Source organism: Okeania sp. SIO2C2 (assembly GCF_010692625.1).
Classification (GTDB): domain Bacteria; phylum Cyanobacteriota; class Cyanobacteriia; order Cyanobacteriales; family Microcoleaceae; genus Okeania; species Okeania hirsuta.
This window is the reverse complement of sequence record NZ_JAAHGM010000077.1, coordinates 1-15,851: the sequence shown is the minus strand read 5'-3', so window position 1 is coordinate 15,851 and position 15,851 is coordinate 1. Positions and strand designations below refer to the sequence as shown.

Annotated in this window: 14 protein-coding genes and 1 pseudogene; 9 read left to right on the top strand and 6 right to left on the bottom strand. The window is 38.3% G+C overall.

The genetic code is table 11. The features are described from left to right. Window positions 1-370 precede the first annotated feature (370 nt). Complete coding sequence (locus tag F6K18_RS31820) at window positions 371-1,696, bottom strand: LCP family protein (RefSeq protein WP_287526925.1); 1,326 nt, start codon at window positions 1,694-1,696, stop codon at window positions 371-373. A gap of 1,029 nt (window positions 1,697-2,725) precedes the next feature. Between F6K18_RS31820 and F6K18_RS31815 the strand changes: the two genes are divergently transcribed. Further along, window positions 2,726-3,775 (top strand): mannose-1-phosphate guanylyltransferase, encoded by a 1,050-nt coding sequence (locus F6K18_RS31815; RefSeq protein ID WP_287526923.1) that lies wholly within the window; start codon window positions 2,726-2,728, stop codon window positions 3,773-3,775. Between the two features lie 689 nt (window positions 3,776-4,464). On the opposite strand, the gene F6K18_RS31810 is transcribed toward F6K18_RS31815, so the two are convergent. From F6K18_RS31810 to F6K18_RS31800, 3 genes are all read right to left on the bottom strand, one after another. Continuing rightward, window positions 4,465-4,755 (bottom strand): hypothetical protein, encoded by a 291-nt coding sequence (locus F6K18_RS31810; RefSeq protein ID WP_287526921.1) that lies wholly within the window; start codon window positions 4,753-4,755, stop codon window positions 4,465-4,467. Window positions 4,756-4,837: 82 nt separating this feature from the next. After that, entirely contained in the window at window positions 4,838-4,999 is a 162-nt protein-coding gene (locus F6K18_RS31805) for a hypothetical protein (RefSeq protein WP_287526919.1), read from the bottom strand. Beyond that, on the bottom strand, window positions 4,984-5,166 hold the full coding sequence (locus F6K18_RS31800; protein WP_287526918.1) for a hypothetical protein: 183 nt from the start codon (window positions 5,164-5,166) through the stop codon (window positions 4,984-4,986). Before F6K18_RS31800 ends, F6K18_RS31805 begins: the two co-directional genes overlap by 16 nt. Before the next feature lie 184 nt (window positions 5,167-5,350). Between F6K18_RS31800 and F6K18_RS31795 the strand changes: the two genes are divergently transcribed. The 3 genes from F6K18_RS31795 to F6K18_RS31785 all read left to right on the top strand — a co-directional run bounded on the left by F6K18_RS31795 (window position 5,351) and on the right by F6K18_RS31785 (window position 9,861). Next, window positions 5,351-7,312, top strand: coding sequence for a long-chain fatty acid--CoA ligase (locus tag F6K18_RS31795; RefSeq protein ID WP_287526917.1), 1,962 nt, complete (start codon window positions 5,351-5,353; stop codon window positions 7,310-7,312). 121 nt (window positions 7,313-7,433) lie between these two features. After that, the gene (locus F6K18_RS31790; protein WP_124143642.1) at window positions 7,434-7,883 is read left to right on the top strand and encodes a YlqD family protein; all 450 of its coding nucleotides are present in this window, start codon (window positions 7,434-7,436) and stop codon (window positions 7,881-7,883) included. A gap of 679 nt (window positions 7,884-8,562) precedes the next feature. After that, window positions 8,563-9,861 (top strand): dihydrolipoamide acetyltransferase family protein, encoded by a 1,299-nt coding sequence (locus F6K18_RS31785; protein WP_287526916.1) that lies wholly within the window; start codon window positions 8,563-8,565, stop codon window positions 9,859-9,861. Window positions 9,862-10,072: 211 nt separating this feature from the next. Here F6K18_RS31785 and F6K18_RS31780 read toward each other — a convergent pair whose 3' ends face one another. Further along, window positions 10,073-10,228, bottom strand: coding sequence for a hypothetical protein (locus F6K18_RS31780; protein WP_287526914.1), 156 nt, complete (start codon window positions 10,226-10,228; stop codon window positions 10,073-10,075). A gap of 774 nt (window positions 10,229-11,002) precedes the next feature. Here F6K18_RS31780 and F6K18_RS31775 point away from each other — a divergent pair. The 5 genes and pseudogenes from F6K18_RS31775 to F6K18_RS31755 form a co-directional block, all read left to right on the top strand. Beyond that, window positions 11,003-11,188, top strand: a pseudogene (locus F6K18_RS31775) (tetratricopeptide repeat protein); the annotation flags it as partial. 21 nt (window positions 11,189-11,209) lie between these two features. After that, entirely contained in the window at window positions 11,210-11,479 is a 270-nt protein-coding gene (locus tag F6K18_RS31770) for a hypothetical protein (protein WP_287526912.1), read from the top strand. Between the two features lie 219 nt (window positions 11,480-11,698). After that, entirely contained in the window at window positions 11,699-11,968 is a 270-nt protein-coding gene (locus F6K18_RS31765) for a hypothetical protein (RefSeq protein ID WP_287526911.1), read from the top strand. Between the two features lie 291 nt (window positions 11,969-12,259). Further along, a complete protein-coding gene (locus F6K18_RS31760) occupies window positions 12,260-13,255 on the top strand; it encodes a zinc-dependent alcohol dehydrogenase family protein (protein WP_287526910.1) in 996 nt (331 codons plus the stop codon). 629 nt (window positions 13,256-13,884) lie between these two features. Beyond that, window positions 13,885-14,304, top strand: a complete 420-nt coding sequence (locus F6K18_RS31755) for a peptidylprolyl isomerase (RefSeq protein ID WP_287526909.1) — start codon at window positions 13,885-13,887, stop codon at window positions 14,302-14,304. 241 nt (window positions 14,305-14,545) lie between these two features. On the opposite strand, the gene F6K18_RS31750 is transcribed toward F6K18_RS31755, so the two are convergent. Beyond that, window positions 14,546-15,472 carry a fused MFS/spermidine synthase gene (locus F6K18_RS31750; RefSeq protein WP_287526907.1) on the bottom strand — a complete coding sequence of 309 codons (927 nt, stop codon included), beginning with the start codon at window positions 15,470-15,472 and terminating at the stop codon, window positions 14,546-14,548. Window positions 15,473-15,851 lie beyond the last annotated feature (379 nt).

Below are 15,851 nucleotides of genomic sequence, written 5' to 3'. Positions count from 1 at the left end.
ACGAAAAATGACTGCCAGAATCGTAAAACCCAGATGGCTATTGGACTGATAACTTGTTAAATAGATACCAAATGGCTTCTATATGTCAATTCTTTTAGATTAAATCGGTAAGCCCTAATTAATAATTAATAATTAATTAGGGCTTGCTGATTAATTCTCAGAGTATTGATAAATAAAGACTAAAGCGTTTTTGATGTTCAAAAAAGTGCCATCTTTTTGCACCGAAAAGCTCAAAAAGCTAGTATTTTGGGATGATTGTAACAGAAAAATCAAGGGAAAATTTTTCCGACTACCTCCTCATATAATTTCCATTTATCCTGACTCCTGACTCCTGACTCCTATCCCTACCAAAAGACTTTTTCCGCAAACCCTAATTATTAATTATATCGACCGAATCTTCTCCTAATCGAACAGTAAAATCAGAACCTATTTCACCAGTAGAAGCAGGCTCAATATTACCAAAACCCAAAGCATTCTTCACAACTTCAGCAGACTCCAAATAACCCCCTTGAACAATAATTTGAGTCAAAGGTTCTTTGTCAAGCCAATCAGAAACTACATAAACATTGTAGAATCCTTGATCCCTCAAATATTGAGCAAAATTTGTCGCTGCTTGAGAATTACTAGAGGCATTTTGAACAGCTATTTTAGCCTCTAAAGACAAAGTTTTATTAACTTTTTTCGGATGAAATAGATCGTTATAATTAAAATCTTCTAACTTGAAATTAAAATATTGTTCAAGGATTCGGTCTCGACCAGGTTGGTCTATAATCCAATAGCTAGTCAAATACTCATCACTAGAACTAGCTCTTCCTGGCAACATTACCATTCTCAAATCATCTCTTTCTAAATCAAGACTAAAACTTACCAAAACTAACATTTCAGGAAAACTTAAATTAGTATCAACATACTTCAGCATTACCTGAATAATATGAGGCAACCGAGGTAAAACTGCCACATTAGTAACGCGGTTTCGGAGCGCCTTGAGCAAAACTTGTTGTCGTTGAATACGACCAATATCTCCATGAACTTCTTCTCGGAAACGAGCAAATTGTTCTGCTTGTTCACCATTAAGAGTTTGCCAACCAGACTTTAAATCTATTTTTAGCTGCTGAGTATTATCAGTATAAGACATAGGTTGAGGAACAAAAATTTCTATCCCACCAAGTTGTTCCACTAATTCTCGAAACGCTCCCTTACTAACTCGCACATATCGGTCAATCTCAAAACCACTTAAAGTACTCTCTAAAACACTTTCTACGAGTTTTGGCCCACCATAAACATTAGCTTCATTAATTTTAGCAATACCAATTTTGGGAATTAGGACTTGAGTATCTCGTGGTACTGAAAGTAAACTGACAGTCTGAGTAGTGGGATTAGCTTGTACTAATAGTAAAGTATCGCTACGACCCTCAAACACATCTGGAGAATTTTCTGCCACCCCTGAGACTTGGTCAATTCCCATAACTAGAATATTTATCGGTCGTGAGAGTTGGTAAGGCAGACGCTGACGCCATAGGACATCTGAGGTAAATTTATGGAGTAGTTGGCTGAAAAACTGTGGTTCAACCGGAGCAAATAGAGCAGTTATTGCCCCAAAAGAAGTAGTTATAGTTCCACTCAAGACTAATACAAGTATCCAGAACCACCATTTGTGCAAAATAAACCGGGACTCAGTAGAAGAAGTATTATTCATAATAAAAGTTAAAAGTTAAAAGTAAGATTATTGTTGTAACTATAGCTGTTTGTGTCCAAGTTAATGGCTAGAAATGGATTGAAGAAGGAGACAGGAGACAGGAGACAGGAGACAGGAGGAAAATTACATGGGGATTCGCTCCCCCAAGTAATGCGTGAACACCCCCGTTGACGGTGGGGTATTAAACCCACAAAGAAAATGATAAATAGGGCTTGGTGATAAACTATCAAAGTATTGACATATAAAGGCTTCAGCCTTATTAGGTTGAAAAAAGTCCCAGCTTTTCGGTCAAGAAAGCTCAAAAAACTAGCATTTTGTGCAGACAAGGACAGAAAAATTAAGGGACAATTCTTCCAACTACATCCTCTGTAATTCCCATTTATCATGACTCGGTCCTCCCCCTCCCAGGAGGGGAGGGGTTAGGGGTGGGTTGGGAGGGGCGAGGGGTGGGTTGACTCCTACCCTCACCCATAAGACTTTTTCAGCAAACCCTAAATAAAAAAGATATAGACCACTTCTGAATTGGTAATAATTAATAACTGAGTCTAAATGCCAACTACTCAATTCCCTACTTCCTAAAAACTGAGAATTTTGTATTTCACAAACTATTAAACCGCTATAATATTGAAAGTTTTAGAATCTCCTCAAAAAATCAGTAAATGCCATAGTTGGGTAATATCATGTCCGGTTGAACAGTTTTGAAGAAGGAGACAGGAGACAGGAGACAGGAGACAGGAGACAGGAGGAAAATTACATGGGGATTCGCTCCCCCAAGTAATGCGTGAACACGACCGTTGACGGTGGGGTATTAAACCCACAAAGAAAATGATAAAATAAATTAACGACGGAGGAAGACCGAGTCAAGAGGACCGAGTCAGGAGGGAAGAAAGAAAAAGGAAGAGGAAGAAGAGCAGAAGAAAGAGAAAGTTTTTTGATCACGCTCTGATCCGGACATAATATAACTTGGGAAAAACTGGCAATGAGAATTTAAGATTGAATAGTCTAATCTATTAATTAATCTAAAATCTGATGATACCTGTAATTCTTGCTGGTGGTAAAGGAGAACGTTTTTGGCCCTTAAGTCGAAAGCATCGACCCAAACAGTTTCTTTCTCTGGATGGCAGTGGTAAAAGTTTGTTACAAACAACAGCAGAGAGATTACTCTCATTATCTAACAATTGGGATGGTTTATGGGTTGTAACATCCGCAATGTTGGCCGAAGGTGTAGCACAACAGTTACCCCAGATGCCAAAGGAAAATATATTGGCAGAACCAGAAGGAAGGGATACAGCTCCTGCTGTTGCGTGGACAGCTATAGAGACAGCACGCCGTTATGGTGAAGATGCAGTAGTGGGGTTTTTCCCTGCTGACCATTGGATCGGGGAACCGGAAGTATTCCAGAAGACCTTGGAGGCAGCAGCTGAGTTGGCAATGAATCAGGAGGCTATTGTTACCCTAGGTGTGAAACCCTCTTTCCCTTCTACAGGTTATGGATACATTGAACAGGGAAAAGAAGCAGGAAATTTTGGTGGGTTTGATGCTTATAGGGTGGCGCGGTTTACGGAAAAGCCTAACCGAGAGAAGGCTGAGGAGTTTTTAGCAACGGGTCGTTTTAGTTGGAATGGCGGTATTTTTGTGTTCCGGGTGGGGGTAATGTTGGCTGAGTTACGAAAATATGCGCCGACAATGATGACTGTTTTGGAGGCCATGGGTGCTGGGGGTTATTCTCAGTTGGAGAAGAAGAGTATTGATTATGCGGTGATGGAGAAGACTGACAAGGCTTTTGTGTTACCTGTGGCTTTTGGTTGGGATGATTTGGGTGACTGGAATGCTTTGGAACGTTTGGTTAAGGGTGATGGAGTGAATGTGGAGTTAGCTAATCATTTGGGGTTAGATACGGAGGGGTCGATTTTTTATGCTACGAGTGATGATGATGCTATTGTGACTATTGGTTTGGAGGATGTGGTTGTTGTTAGGGATGGGAATGTGACTTTGATTGTGAAAAAGGAGCGATCACAAGATATTAAGCAAGTTTTGAAGAGTTTGGCTAATCATCCTAAGTTTAAGGATTTATTATAGTAGGAAGGAAGTAAGGAAGAAGAACTTACACACGGACGCTACCTGTAGGGGCAATTTATGAATTGCCACTACAAAAAACACGGCCTTGCTGAATCAAGGGATGAATCTAGAGCGGATAGAAAGTCTCAAAAATTAAGATATTGAATCAAAGTCTAATCAGCGATTTTGTTACTCTAATATCAAATCCGGTTGAATACTTATTATATAGTTGGCACAGATGGGGAGATGGGCAGATGGGGAGGTAGTCCGATTTAATATTGAAGTGTGGTATAAAATTATAAACATATATTGTATAACCGGATTCTATATAACTCTATATTCTTCGTAATTCCTGTTAGCTTTGGCGCAATTTAAAGCAGCTAAAGCAAAATCAACATTTGTCTTAGCTTATAGATAATTTAATTGAGCGATTACTAACCTTGCCTCTTCGTGAAGAATTGCATCTCCATCAATTCCAGAAGACTGTAGAGAAAATATTAATTTCTTCTGTTTGGAAACTGTAGCGCTTTGTAGGTTGGGTAGAACGAAGTGTTAACAGAGCTTATCCGTTAGGATAAACCCAACAACAAGCTTGTGTATGTTGGGTTGCGCTATCACTTAACCCAACCTACAGTATTATAACTGCTTACTTCATGGATAGAGAGTTCAAGGGTTTTTTTCTTTTCTAGTAGCGTTCGCGGAGCGTTGCATCAGCAGTATCGCCTCTCCCCAATTCTGTCGCTTAAAATTTCTCCAGCTTGCATCTGCCTCGACTTTATCTTTAAGTCATCGAGGTTGCTGAGAGTTAAGTTGATTTTCAAGCATCTGGGAATGTCACTGCTTTTTTTCTCTAAAGGTTGACTCTCTACTTTTGGTATTGGTACAGCAGAAGGAACTGGAATTGGAATTAGTTTGTTTGTAATTGCAGTACAGGCGGTGATTGAGGTAGAGAAAATCTCTTCAAAACCACCAATAAAACACCATAATAAACCTTCATTCATTTCCCATTACTTGAGGTATGAGATTTTGGGCAATATTTTCTATTCTTAATAATCCCCTGATACCCAAAAATTTTTGATGTCATTACCAAGGTAAAATTTGCTCTGGGAGAAAGCCATTATCTAACAAAATACTCTCTAAATTTGCACCATTAAAACAAGTTTTGGTTAAATTTTCTAACCCTAATTTATCTCGTTTAGCTAATATTTCTGATTCTTGCGGTTCACAATTTAATAAGTCTGCCATATCCCGAAACTTCGACGATAAAATAGGGTATAACAAGCATGATAATTAATAATATCTGGATGATAAACTTCTGTAAAAACAGCAAAATAAGAATAACGAGCAATCACTTCTGGTTTCAATAAATTATGAGCGTGTTGGTCAATGGCAGAAATATCCCAAATTTCCATATTTCTTTGTCCCAAAATTATCTTTTACGATAGCGCTATGCGCAACTGAGAAGTCAAAAGTAATCTCTGGCTAATTTTTCCCTGTAGTTGAATATTCAAGTTGACAAACTGTCCCTAAAATTAGCAAACTTATCCAAAATTCTCAGATACTAGATTTATCACCAATAGTTTTAGGAAGCAGATAATGACATCTATACAATCTCCCACCTCCTGGCAAATGAGCGATCGCGAACGTGCCAATCTCAAGCAAGTAACAATCTACGATTCAGTTCAATCTCTCTCAGAAATATGGCCACTGGCTGCCAAACATTATAATCAGACCATCGCCCTCCATGACCCCCATGCCAAACCAGAAGTCAAATTTACTTATGCAGAATTAAACCAACAGATTCAAAAATTTGCTGCTGGTTTACAATCATTGGGGGTTGTCCCTACGGAAAATGAAGCGTCAATACCTCCGAGAGTGGCCTTATTTGCTGACAATAGCCCTCGGTGGATGATTGCCGACCAAGGTATTATTGCTGCAGGGGCAGCAGATGTGGTGAGAAGTGGGACTGCAGATATCGAAGAATTGGCTTATATTCTTCAACATAGTGGCAGTGTGAGTTTGGTCGTGGAAAATTTGGCCTTGTTGAAAAAATTGAACGATCACCTGCAAGACTTACCTATACATTTAATTATTCTGCTATCCGATGAAGAGCCAAACCCTGACGAAAACCTACCTGTAGTCAAATTTTCTCAAGTCATTGCTACAGGAGAAGACCGCCCCCTGAAACCCACTAAGCAAAACCTGGAAACTCTTGCTACTTTGCTCTACACTTCTGGCACAACTGGCAAACCCAAAGGTGTAATGCTGACTCATGGCAACCTGCTCTATCAAATTAATGTTCTCGGGGCACTTATTCAACCTAATCCAGGAGAATGCAGCCTAAACATCCTACCTACTTGGCATACTTTTGGTAGAACAGGAGAATATTTTTTCCTCTCCCAAGGTTGTACCCAAATTTATACCAATAAACGTTCTCTGAAAAAAGACTTCCAAGAATATAAACCCCACTATGTTACCAGTGTCCCTAGAGTTTGGGAATTAATTTATGAAGGGGTACAAAAACAACTAAGAGAACAACCAGCCAATAAACAAAAATTAGCTCAATTTTTCCTGGGCATAAGTCAACGTTACATTGAAGCTAGGCGTATTAGTCAAGGATTAGTTTTGCAACTCGATCCACCGTCTCAGTCTCAGAAATTGCTGGCTACTTTGCAAAGTTGGGTATTATTACCTCTTCATAGTCTGGGAGAAAAAATCATTTATCAAAAAATCCGCCAAGCTACTGGGGGTCGCCTGAAATTTGCCATAAGTGGGGGTGGTTCTCTAGCGATGCACTTAGAAAATTTCTTTGAAATAGTTGGTATAGGCTTATTGGTAGGATATGGTTTAACCGAAACTTCTCCAGTTTTGACTGTTCGACACTATTGGAACAATCTCCGGGGGTCTGCTGGTAAACCCATTCCAGCTACTGAGATTAAAGTAGTAGATCCAGAAACTAACAAAACTCTGACAGTTGGTAATAAAGGTGTGGTTTGGGCAAGAGGGCCACAAATCATGGCTGGTTATTATCAAAATCCCGAAGCTACTGAGAAAGTTATTGACTCCGAGGGTTGGTTTAATACTGGTGATATAGGTTGGATAACCCCAGAAAATGATTTGGTATTAACTGGTCGGGCAAAAGATACAATTGTTCTGACTAATGGGGAAAATATTGAACCTCAGCCCATTGAAGATGCTTGTGTCCGCAGTCAATATATTGACCAAATTATGCTGGTGGGGCAAGACCAGAAATTTTTGGGCGCTTTAGTCGTGCCTAATATTGAAGCAGTGGAACAATGGGCTATTCAACTTAATCCTTCAGAATCTCAACCACAGATTGATTGGGAAAGTCAGACGATTCAAGAATTGTTCCGCCAGGAATTGAATCGGGAGGTAAAAAATCGCCCCGGATATCGGCCTGATGACCGTATTGGACCATTTCGCTTGATTCTGGAACCGTTTACGGTAGAAAATGGCATGACAACCCAAACGATGAAGATCAAACGTCCCACTGTCACGGACCATTACCGCGATATGATTAACAAAATGTTTGATTAATGACTTTGGAGATTTTAGATTTTGGATTGAGTATCATCTAGATTTTCTGAAATCTTAAAGTCTAAAATCAATATTCTCGTCCTTATGTGCAAACAAAAATAAACTGACAAGAACAATTTTTATGGAGTATTCTCAAACACAATTACTTTTAAAGCGAGCGATTAACGTTAGAGTAGTCGTTACCCCACGCTGGAAAGAAGAAGCCCAACAACAACTACAAACCCAAATTAATAATTTAGATAGCCAATTACAACAGATTGAAATACAAGGGCAAAAGGCAATTGCTGAAATTAGAAAGCAAAGTGTACAACCTCCAGGCCCTCAAGTACAACAGCAGATTAATAATATACAAGCACAGATCGGCCAAAAGAAAAATGAGTTTGTAGAGCAGAAAAATCAAGCTTTACAACAATTACAACAAGTACAAACTTTGGAATTAGAGCAAGAAGTTAGTCAAGGTCAAATTGAAAGTGTATTTACTGCAGATGTAGGAGATAATTTGATCAAGAAAATGCAAGTAGAAGTTCTCCTGCGTGATGGGGTAATTGAAGAAGTGCGAGGTGAGGTTTAGAGGGAAAAAAGAAGGTGATAGGTGTTAGGTGAAAAAAGTTTACTGTCCTATCCAAGACCTATAATCGGGAGGTGGCAGGTTCTAAGTGAGAAAAACGTAGGAATGAGGACTCAATAAAGTCCAGATTTTTTTTGAATAACTCACATAATTTTGAATTTGGATAATTTAACTTGTGTAGATAATAAAATCCTTATTCCTGACTGCGCTACCTACAACCTAAAACCTTCTTACTTAACACCCCAATCATATTGTGGACAACCCTCATGATGATCGGGTTTGACACAAGGGTTGCTCCAAACATTGTTATAGCAGGGAACAGGGAAAAGCGGTGCGAACCCGTGTCGGCGACAGATGTAACAGAAACTGCACCAAGATAAGGAAAAATGAAAAAAACATTTCCCCGTGTTTGATTCATAATCACTCTATGTCCTAACCAACTCGTTCTTTGCTATAGGTAAAATCTTATTACCTACAACTTACTTGAAAAAGGTGTTAGGTACTACGTGTTAGGTAAAATCTTGTTACCTACAATCTACAATCTACGACCTACGACCTTCCACCTTCTACTTGAAAAAGGTGTTAGGTACTAGATGTTAGGTAAAATCTTGTTACCTACAACCTACCACCTTGAGAGCGTAGCGACAATAATTTATCAATAAAAAAACAACGGAAAACTAACATGATTAACGAAGTATTCATGCCTGCCCTTAGTTCGACTATGACCGAGGGTAAAATTGTTTCTTGGCAAAAATCCACTGGTGATTGGGTAGAAAAAGGAGAAACAGTAGTAGTAGTTGAATCAGACAAAGCAGATATGGATGTAGAATCCTTTTTCTCTGGATATCTGGCCAATATAATTGTAGAAGCTGGTGATGTAGCAGCCGTAGGGTCTACGATCGCTTTATTGGCTGAAACAGAGGCAGAAATTGAAACAGCCAAACAGCAAGGAGGTGCTACAACCAAGCAAGAAACTGCTCCCGCTGCTTCTACTGCTGCAACTGCCGTTGCTACAGCCCCCTCTTCCGTCACAACAGAAACAAAAGAGAACAACGGTCGCCGTAATGGACGGATTATGGCTTCCCCTCGTGCCCGGAAGTTGGCCAAAAAATTGAAGGTAGATTTAAGTACCCTCAAAGGTACTGGGCCTCATGGTCGCATTGTGGCAGAAGATGTAGAAATGGCAACAGGTAGTACTCCAACTTCAGTTGCTGCATCTGCGAAGACCGCGACTCCCGTTATTCCTACTCAACCATCTATTCCTACTGCCCCACCTCCACCATCTGCACCTCCAACTCCGGTGACTCCTGGACAAGTTGTGAAGATGAATACCCTGCAAAATGCAGTGGTGCGAAATATGATGGTCAGTTTATCTGTGCCTACTTTCCATGTTGGTTACACGATCGCTACAGATAACTTAGATGGGTTGTATAAACAGATTAAGTCTAAGGGTGTGACGATGACTGCGATGTTAGCAAAAGCCATAGCAATGACTTTGCAACAACATCCTTTATTAAATGCTGCTTATGTGGAAGGAGGTATTCAGTATCCTTCTGGGATTAATATTGCAGTGGCAGTGGCAATGCCTGATGGCGGTTTGATTACACCAGTATTGCAAAATGCTGACAAAATGGATATTTATTCTTTATCTCGCACCTGGAAAGGTTTAGTAGAAAAGGCGCGGGCAAAGCAGTTGCAACCGGATGAATACAGCACTGGTACGTTTACTCTATCTAATTTAGGAATGTTTGGAGTAAATCAGTTTGATGCTATTTTGCCACCTGGTCAGGGTTCAATTCTGGCGATCGGTGCATCTCAACCCCAGGTAGTAGCAACTGCTGATGGGATGATTGGAGTTAAGCGACAAATGCAGGTAAATATTACTTGCGACCATAGAATTATTTATGGTGCTGACGCTGCTGCTTTCTTACAAGATTTAGCAAAATTGATTGAAACTAACCCCCAGTCTTTGACTATGTAGGTGAGTAATGAGACGCTGGTGGCATAGAGTTTTATGCCATCAGTGATAGCGCTGTGCGTAGGCAACAGGCAACAGGCAACAGGGGGAATAAAAAACCGATTATATCAGACTTTTAGCTATTGGATACCTCCTGTAATTTGTAAATATCCCAGCGCACATTGCTGTACTCCCCATCTCCCTACACTGCCCCATCTCCCCACACTCTCCACACTTAGGGTGGTGCTTCGGGGCTGAGAATAACAACATATTCCCCGCGATCGCTCTGCTGAATAACGACAACGGGAGGATGAGCATTTGGTGGAGCATTTTTTGGCAAAGAGGGGAATATGTAATATTGACCATCTCTATCGATTAGCAGTCGCCACACAACTTGCGGATAATTAGGGTCAGTTTTGTGATTGTAATCCCCTTGTAGTAACTCTTGATATAATTCTAAACCCCCTGATATAATTCTAAATCTCCAATAACACCAAAACTGCTAACATTAGGATCGTCTCCAATAAGGGGGGTTTGGGAGGATTAAACAACAAATGAATTAGAACGCTATTGGTAGTAGACTGACACAGCTAAAACTGTGCAATAGATTTTTGTTTCTAGGTGTCTTTTTCTCCCCACTCTCCCCACAGTCCCCACAGTCCCACACTCCCCATCTAACGCACCATTTTAGATGAAACAGTCCAGTAGGGTGCGTTACGCTGCCGCTAACGCACCAAAACCATGAAATCTAGACTGTAAAAGGCATTTAACAATCCGTCCCAGGGCACCATTTTAACTGCCTTTCTAAGAGGGGTTTGGGGGGATTAAACAAGAAATGAATTAGAGATGCCAATAATTAGTAATAGTAAAGATATAGCTATTGGTAGGGTGCATTATGCTACCACATATATAGAATTTTGCTCGGTTACGCTAGCGCTAACACACCCTACTGGAGCTTTATAAGGGGGGGGGTTGGGGGGATTCTACCATGGGTAAGTCCTAATAGTATCAAAGTTTTCAGTCCATAAAATCTTACTTTTGACAACTGATAACTGATATTAGATACGATAATATAGGTAAACCCCAAAAGGCATTAGAATACTACCAGCAAGCTTTACCTATCTCACAAGAAGTGGGCGCTCGCTCAACATAAGCTACTACTCTCAATAATATTGGTGGATTTTACGATAATATAGGTAAACCCCAAAAAGCATTAGAATACTACCAGCGAGCTTTACCCATCTCACAAGAAGTAGGCGATCACTCAGGCTTTGCTTCTATTCTCAGTAATATTGCTTATATTTACCGAGATAGGAACCAACCAGAAAAAACTATAAAAAATTGGCAAAAGTCACTAGAAATCACCCTAGAAATGCGTGCAGGGTTAAAACAAGAAGACCGCAAGACTTTTTTAGAAGATAATGACTACAAAGCAAACCCCCTTATCGATCTCCTCATCGACGAAAAAAAACTTGACGATGCCTGGATATGGTATAATGGAGCTACAACTTTTGACCTCGCTGACTACACTCGCCTTATTGATGCCAAAGTCAAAAACCAAGAAGCTCAAAAACTGATTAACCAATGGCAACAAAACAATCAACAATTACAAGCTCTCTATGCCAAAATAGAAGATGAATGAAGTACCCAACTTTCCGAACAAATTAACCAGTTACAAGCAGAAACCAACCAACTCGCTACCGACATTACCAATAAATACCCAGAAGTTGCGGAGCTTTTTGAATTCAAACCCGAAGACATCGACAAACTCAAAGCCAATATTGCACCGGATACCGTTGTTATTCAACCTGCTCTTTTAACTGGTATTACAGATGTTCCCGATAGCATCGCCATATTCCTTGTGACCAGAGACAAACCCACCATAGTCAAAAAAGTACCCATTGATGCCGAAGAATTCGATCACCTTCTCACCGAATATCGCGCCCAACTAGAAAACCCCAACGATGACTACCATGACCTTAACCAAGAAAAACTCTACGACTATCTCATTCGTCCCATGGAAACAGAAATAACAGCTTATTCTCCCAAACAACTCGCCATTATTGCCACGGGAAAACTCCGCTATATTCCCTTTGAAACCCTCTACGACAAAGAATCAGTCAAGGATTGAAATCCATAGCTTGGCTGTATCTTGCCTGTTGCCTGTTGCCTGTTGCCTAAAACCTAGAATTTTGTACCTCACACTTTTTGGGAATTCCTATACCAGGTCTCATTAATTAGAGATAATAAAAATGCTCTTCATCAATTATCTTGAAAATCTATCAAATTTCCCCCGACTCTGTAGGGACGTTGCATGCAACGTCCCTACCTTCCTACTCCCTGTTTCCTATAGACAAAATATAAAAATTAATGTAAACTTAATGTTTTTACCAACAGAGTTTAAATCAGCGGAAAATCAACCATGAAAGCAGTTGTCATGACATCACCAGGAGCGCCGGAAGTTTTACAAGTGCAACAAGTTACTGACCCTGTAATTGAAAATGACCGAGAAATATTAGTACGTTTAAAAGCTGCTGGAGTAAATCCTATTGATACAAAATTACGCACTCGTGGCACTTTTTTTCCAGATAAAAAACCAGCTATTTTAGGATGTGATGGTGCCGGTATTATAGCAGAAGTTGGTAAAAATGTAGAAAATTTTCAAGTGGGAGATGAGGTTTATTTTTGTCATAGTGGCATCGGAGCAACTCCTGGAAATTATGCTGAATTGACTGTTGTTGATGAAAGATTTGTGGCTAAAAAACCAACTTCTTTAACCTTTGTTGAAGCTGCTGCTGCACCTTTAGTTTTAATTACTGCTTGGGAATCTTTGTATGACAGAGGAAAATTAGAAGCTGGAAGAAAAGTGTTAATTCATGGTGGTGCTGGTGGGGTTGGTCATGTGGCTATACAGTTGGCAAAGTTACAAGGAACTGAGGTTGCTACCACTATTAGTTCAGAAGAAAAAGCAGATTTTGTCAAAAGTTTAGGTGCAGATTTAGCGATTTTTAAGAATACAGATTTTGTGCAGGCCGTGTTAGATTGGACGAATGGCGAAGGGGTAGATTTAGCTTTTGATACTGTTGGTGGAAAAGTTTTTTATGACACTATTCCAGCAGTGAAAGTTTATGGCGATCTAGTGACAATTTTAGAACCGGATACTAACTTAGGAAATTTGAAGATTGCTAGGCAAAGAAATCTGCGAATAGGGTTGGAATTAATGTTAACTCCAATGATGAAAGGTTTGATGGAAGCTCAAGTAGACCAAGCTAATATTTTGCAACAGTGTGAGCGGTTATTTGACCAAGGAAAATTAAAGATTCATGTGAATAAAACTTTTGCTTTAGATGATGCAATAGAAGCACATCGAATGTTGGAAGCAGGGTCGATGGTTGGTAAGATTGTTTTGACTATTTAATTAATAGGGAGTAGTGCCGCTACGCGGAAGTCAAAAGTCAAAAGTCAAAAGTTAAAAGTATTGATTTGTAATTATTTTAGGATTTTGTAACTGGTCAATCATTTCCGGCATCCTGCAGTAGGCAGTAGGGAGTAGGGGGAAATTTGATAGATTCTCAAGATCATTGATAAAAGCATTAATATTTATGTCTAATTAATGAGAATTGATATTAAATTTAATATAAACAAAGACAAGATATCTGCTCCTAAAACTGTCTGAATATTATCTAAATTTTCGAGTTATTTTTGATTTTGTTGAGTAGTTAAGGCTGACTCAAAAATAGCTAAATATAACCAATACTAATTTATTTGATTGTTTTTCATAATAGTACAGCAAAATAATTTTAACTTTATCTATAGCATATTTGCATAATTCTCCATCATTAACTAATTTATGGGTCAATTCAGAGTTTACAAATTATAGCAACTGCCATTACTATTAAAATTTATGGAATATCTCAAATAACGAAATATCAACCTTATATCTTCTTCCTTCTTCCTTGCTACTTTTTTAAACATCGCTAGATTAGAAAAATATTGTTGATAAATAGCGTATAATACAACAAATTAACTTGAGGAGAAATTCCAAACATGACACGAGCTATCATGGAAACTGAGAAGGGAATAATCAATCTAGAATTGTTTGATAGTGATGCACCTAATACTGTGAAAAATTTTGTTGAACTAAGTGAAAAAGGATTTTATGATGGCTTAAATTTTCATCGTGTTATTCCTAATTTTATGATTCAAGGTGGTTGTCCTCACGGTACAGGAACAGGTGGCCCTGGTTATAAAATTAAATGTGAAATTAATAATAATAAACATTTGGCCGGAACTTTATCAATGGCTCATGCTGGTCGCGATACAGGTGGTAGTCAATTCTTTATTTGTCACGCTCCTCAACCTCATTTAGATGGTGTTCATACAACTTTTGGTAAAACAGAGAATATGGATATTGTGAATGCTATTAGACAAGGTGACAAAATTCTTTCTGTGAAGATTGAAAAGTAGTTTTTCTCTGTTGATAAATTGAAGAAAATAGGGAGTGGGATAGAGAAAGAAAATACATTTCAAAAGCTTTCCTAATTAAACAATTTTTATCTAGTTGTAGCTCTTTATTTATTATTGTTAGACTAGGGATGTTTTATACAATGTCCCTACTTTTTTATCCCTGGACGGAATGCTGCGCAAACAGGCAGAGGTACTGATAACTGATAACTGATAACTGATAACTGAAATGACTCCTGACTCCTTAAAATAGCCAAGAGTTAAAATAATTAGCGGGTGAAGCAGTATCCTGGAGAATTGAAACTTGGTCTAAATTTAAATTTGATAGTTCATCAATCATTTTTATCTCATTTGCTCTGTCAACTAAGGGAAAAGAAAATTGATGATAATCTTGAATAAATTGAGCTTTTTCTCTAATTTCTGCTTTATTTATAGAACTATAGCGAGTACCAATAATAATTGTATTTTTGCCGCTAGTATGACAGATATAAATAGAAGGAAAAACAGTTTTAATAGTTTTTATATACTCTGCTTCAAAATCATTACTTTTTAACGTATTTACGACTATAACTCCAGATTTTGATAAATGGCGATCGCACAACTCATAAAATTCTTTAGTAGCTAAATTATAAGACATATAACCATTACCAAAAGCTACATCAATCATGATAATATCATACAGATTCTCCTGATTTTGTTGCTCTAAATATTCTCTACCATCCTGAATTGTCACCTTTAATCTGTCATTTAATTCTACCCCAAAAAATTTCTGAGCTATTGATAATATAGTGGCATCAACTTCTGCACATTCAATTATTGTATCTGGAAAATAGTGGTGAAAAACTTGAGCAATACTACCCCCTCCAAAACCTGCTATATAAATTTTTTGTGGTTGACTATTCCAGACTAAAGCTAACATCATTGCTTGAGTATAAGGAAAAATTAAATATATTGGATTATTCAAATTAAGTATAGATTGAACCCAATTCATTTTTAAAGTTACTTGTTCCACTAATACTAACTGAATGATAAATTTGATTTTTTTTATAGTTAAAAAGTGTATACCAGAAGGCTGAGAAAAAATTATTCCATCTGGTTGTTTGTGCAGCCAATAAATTCTTTGTTGAACCGCTTCTAAATTTTTAGTTTGCCAATATTTTTGATTATTCATTGTAATGGTCGTGCATTGTCATTATATTTGTTACGAAAACAGTGGGAGCATCTTGCTCCCGTGCCAGGTATAGCGCTACGCGCAAGTCAGAAGTCAGAAGTTAGAAGTCAGAAGTAATCCTTGACTGAGTTTGAGGATTTATTAATGTCCTAATCTATATTGCGTAGTACTATATTCCTTTTTGCTATATACCATTACTATGCAGGACTACCCAATATTTTGATACCTAATTAAACGGATTTAATATAATACATTGGACTTTGGACAAAAAAAGTTAGCGTAATATTTACACTAACTACTGAAATTAAGATTTAAAGACCGAATTCATACTGGAATTATCTTTGTTTTTGAAATTATTTATCATCCTGAAAATCATAGG

What these genes read in the sequence shown, in the direction of transcription:
- F6K18_RS31770 (WP_287526912.1), top strand. Translation starts at nt 11,210, where the DNA reads ATGCGTGCAGGGTTAAAACAAGAAGACCGCAAGACTTTTTTAGAAGAT.
- F6K18_RS31760 (WP_287526910.1), top strand. Translation starts at nt 12,260, where the DNA reads ATGAAAGCAGTTGTCATGACATCACCAGGAGCGCCGGAAGTTTTACAA.
- F6K18_RS31805 (WP_287526919.1), bottom strand. Translation starts at nt 4,999, where the DNA reads ATGGCAGACTTATTAAATTGTGAACCGCAAGAATCAGAAATATTAGCT.
- F6K18_RS31750 (WP_287526907.1), bottom strand. Translation starts at nt 15,472, where the DNA reads ATGAATAATCAAAAATATTGGCAAACTAAAAATTTAGAAGCGGTTCAA.
- F6K18_RS31815 (WP_287526923.1), top strand. Translation starts at nt 2,726, where the DNA reads ATGATACCTGTAATTCTTGCTGGTGGTAAAGGAGAACGTTTTTGGCCC.
- F6K18_RS31785 (WP_287526916.1), top strand. Translation starts at nt 8,563, where the DNA reads ATGATTAACGAAGTATTCATGCCTGCCCTTAGTTCGACTATGACCGAG.
- F6K18_RS31810 (WP_287526921.1), bottom strand. Translation starts at nt 4,755, where the DNA reads ATGAATGAAGGTTTATTATGGTGTTTTATTGGTGGTTTTGAAGAGATT.
- F6K18_RS31755 (WP_287526909.1), top strand. Translation starts at nt 13,885, where the DNA reads ATGACACGAGCTATCATGGAAACTGAGAAGGGAATAATCAATCTAGAA.
- F6K18_RS31800 (WP_287526918.1), bottom strand. Translation starts at nt 5,166, where the DNA reads ATGGAAATTTGGGATATTTCTGCCATTGACCAACACGCTCATAATTTA.
- F6K18_RS31820 (WP_287526925.1), bottom strand. Translation starts at nt 1,696, where the DNA reads ATGAATAATACTTCTTCTACTGAGTCCCGGTTTATTTTGCACAAATGG.
- F6K18_RS31790 (WP_124143642.1), top strand. Translation starts at nt 7,434, where the DNA reads ATGGAGTATTCTCAAACACAATTACTTTTAAAGCGAGCGATTAACGTT.
- F6K18_RS31795 (WP_287526917.1), top strand. Translation starts at nt 5,351, where the DNA reads ATGACATCTATACAATCTCCCACCTCCTGGCAAATGAGCGATCGCGAA.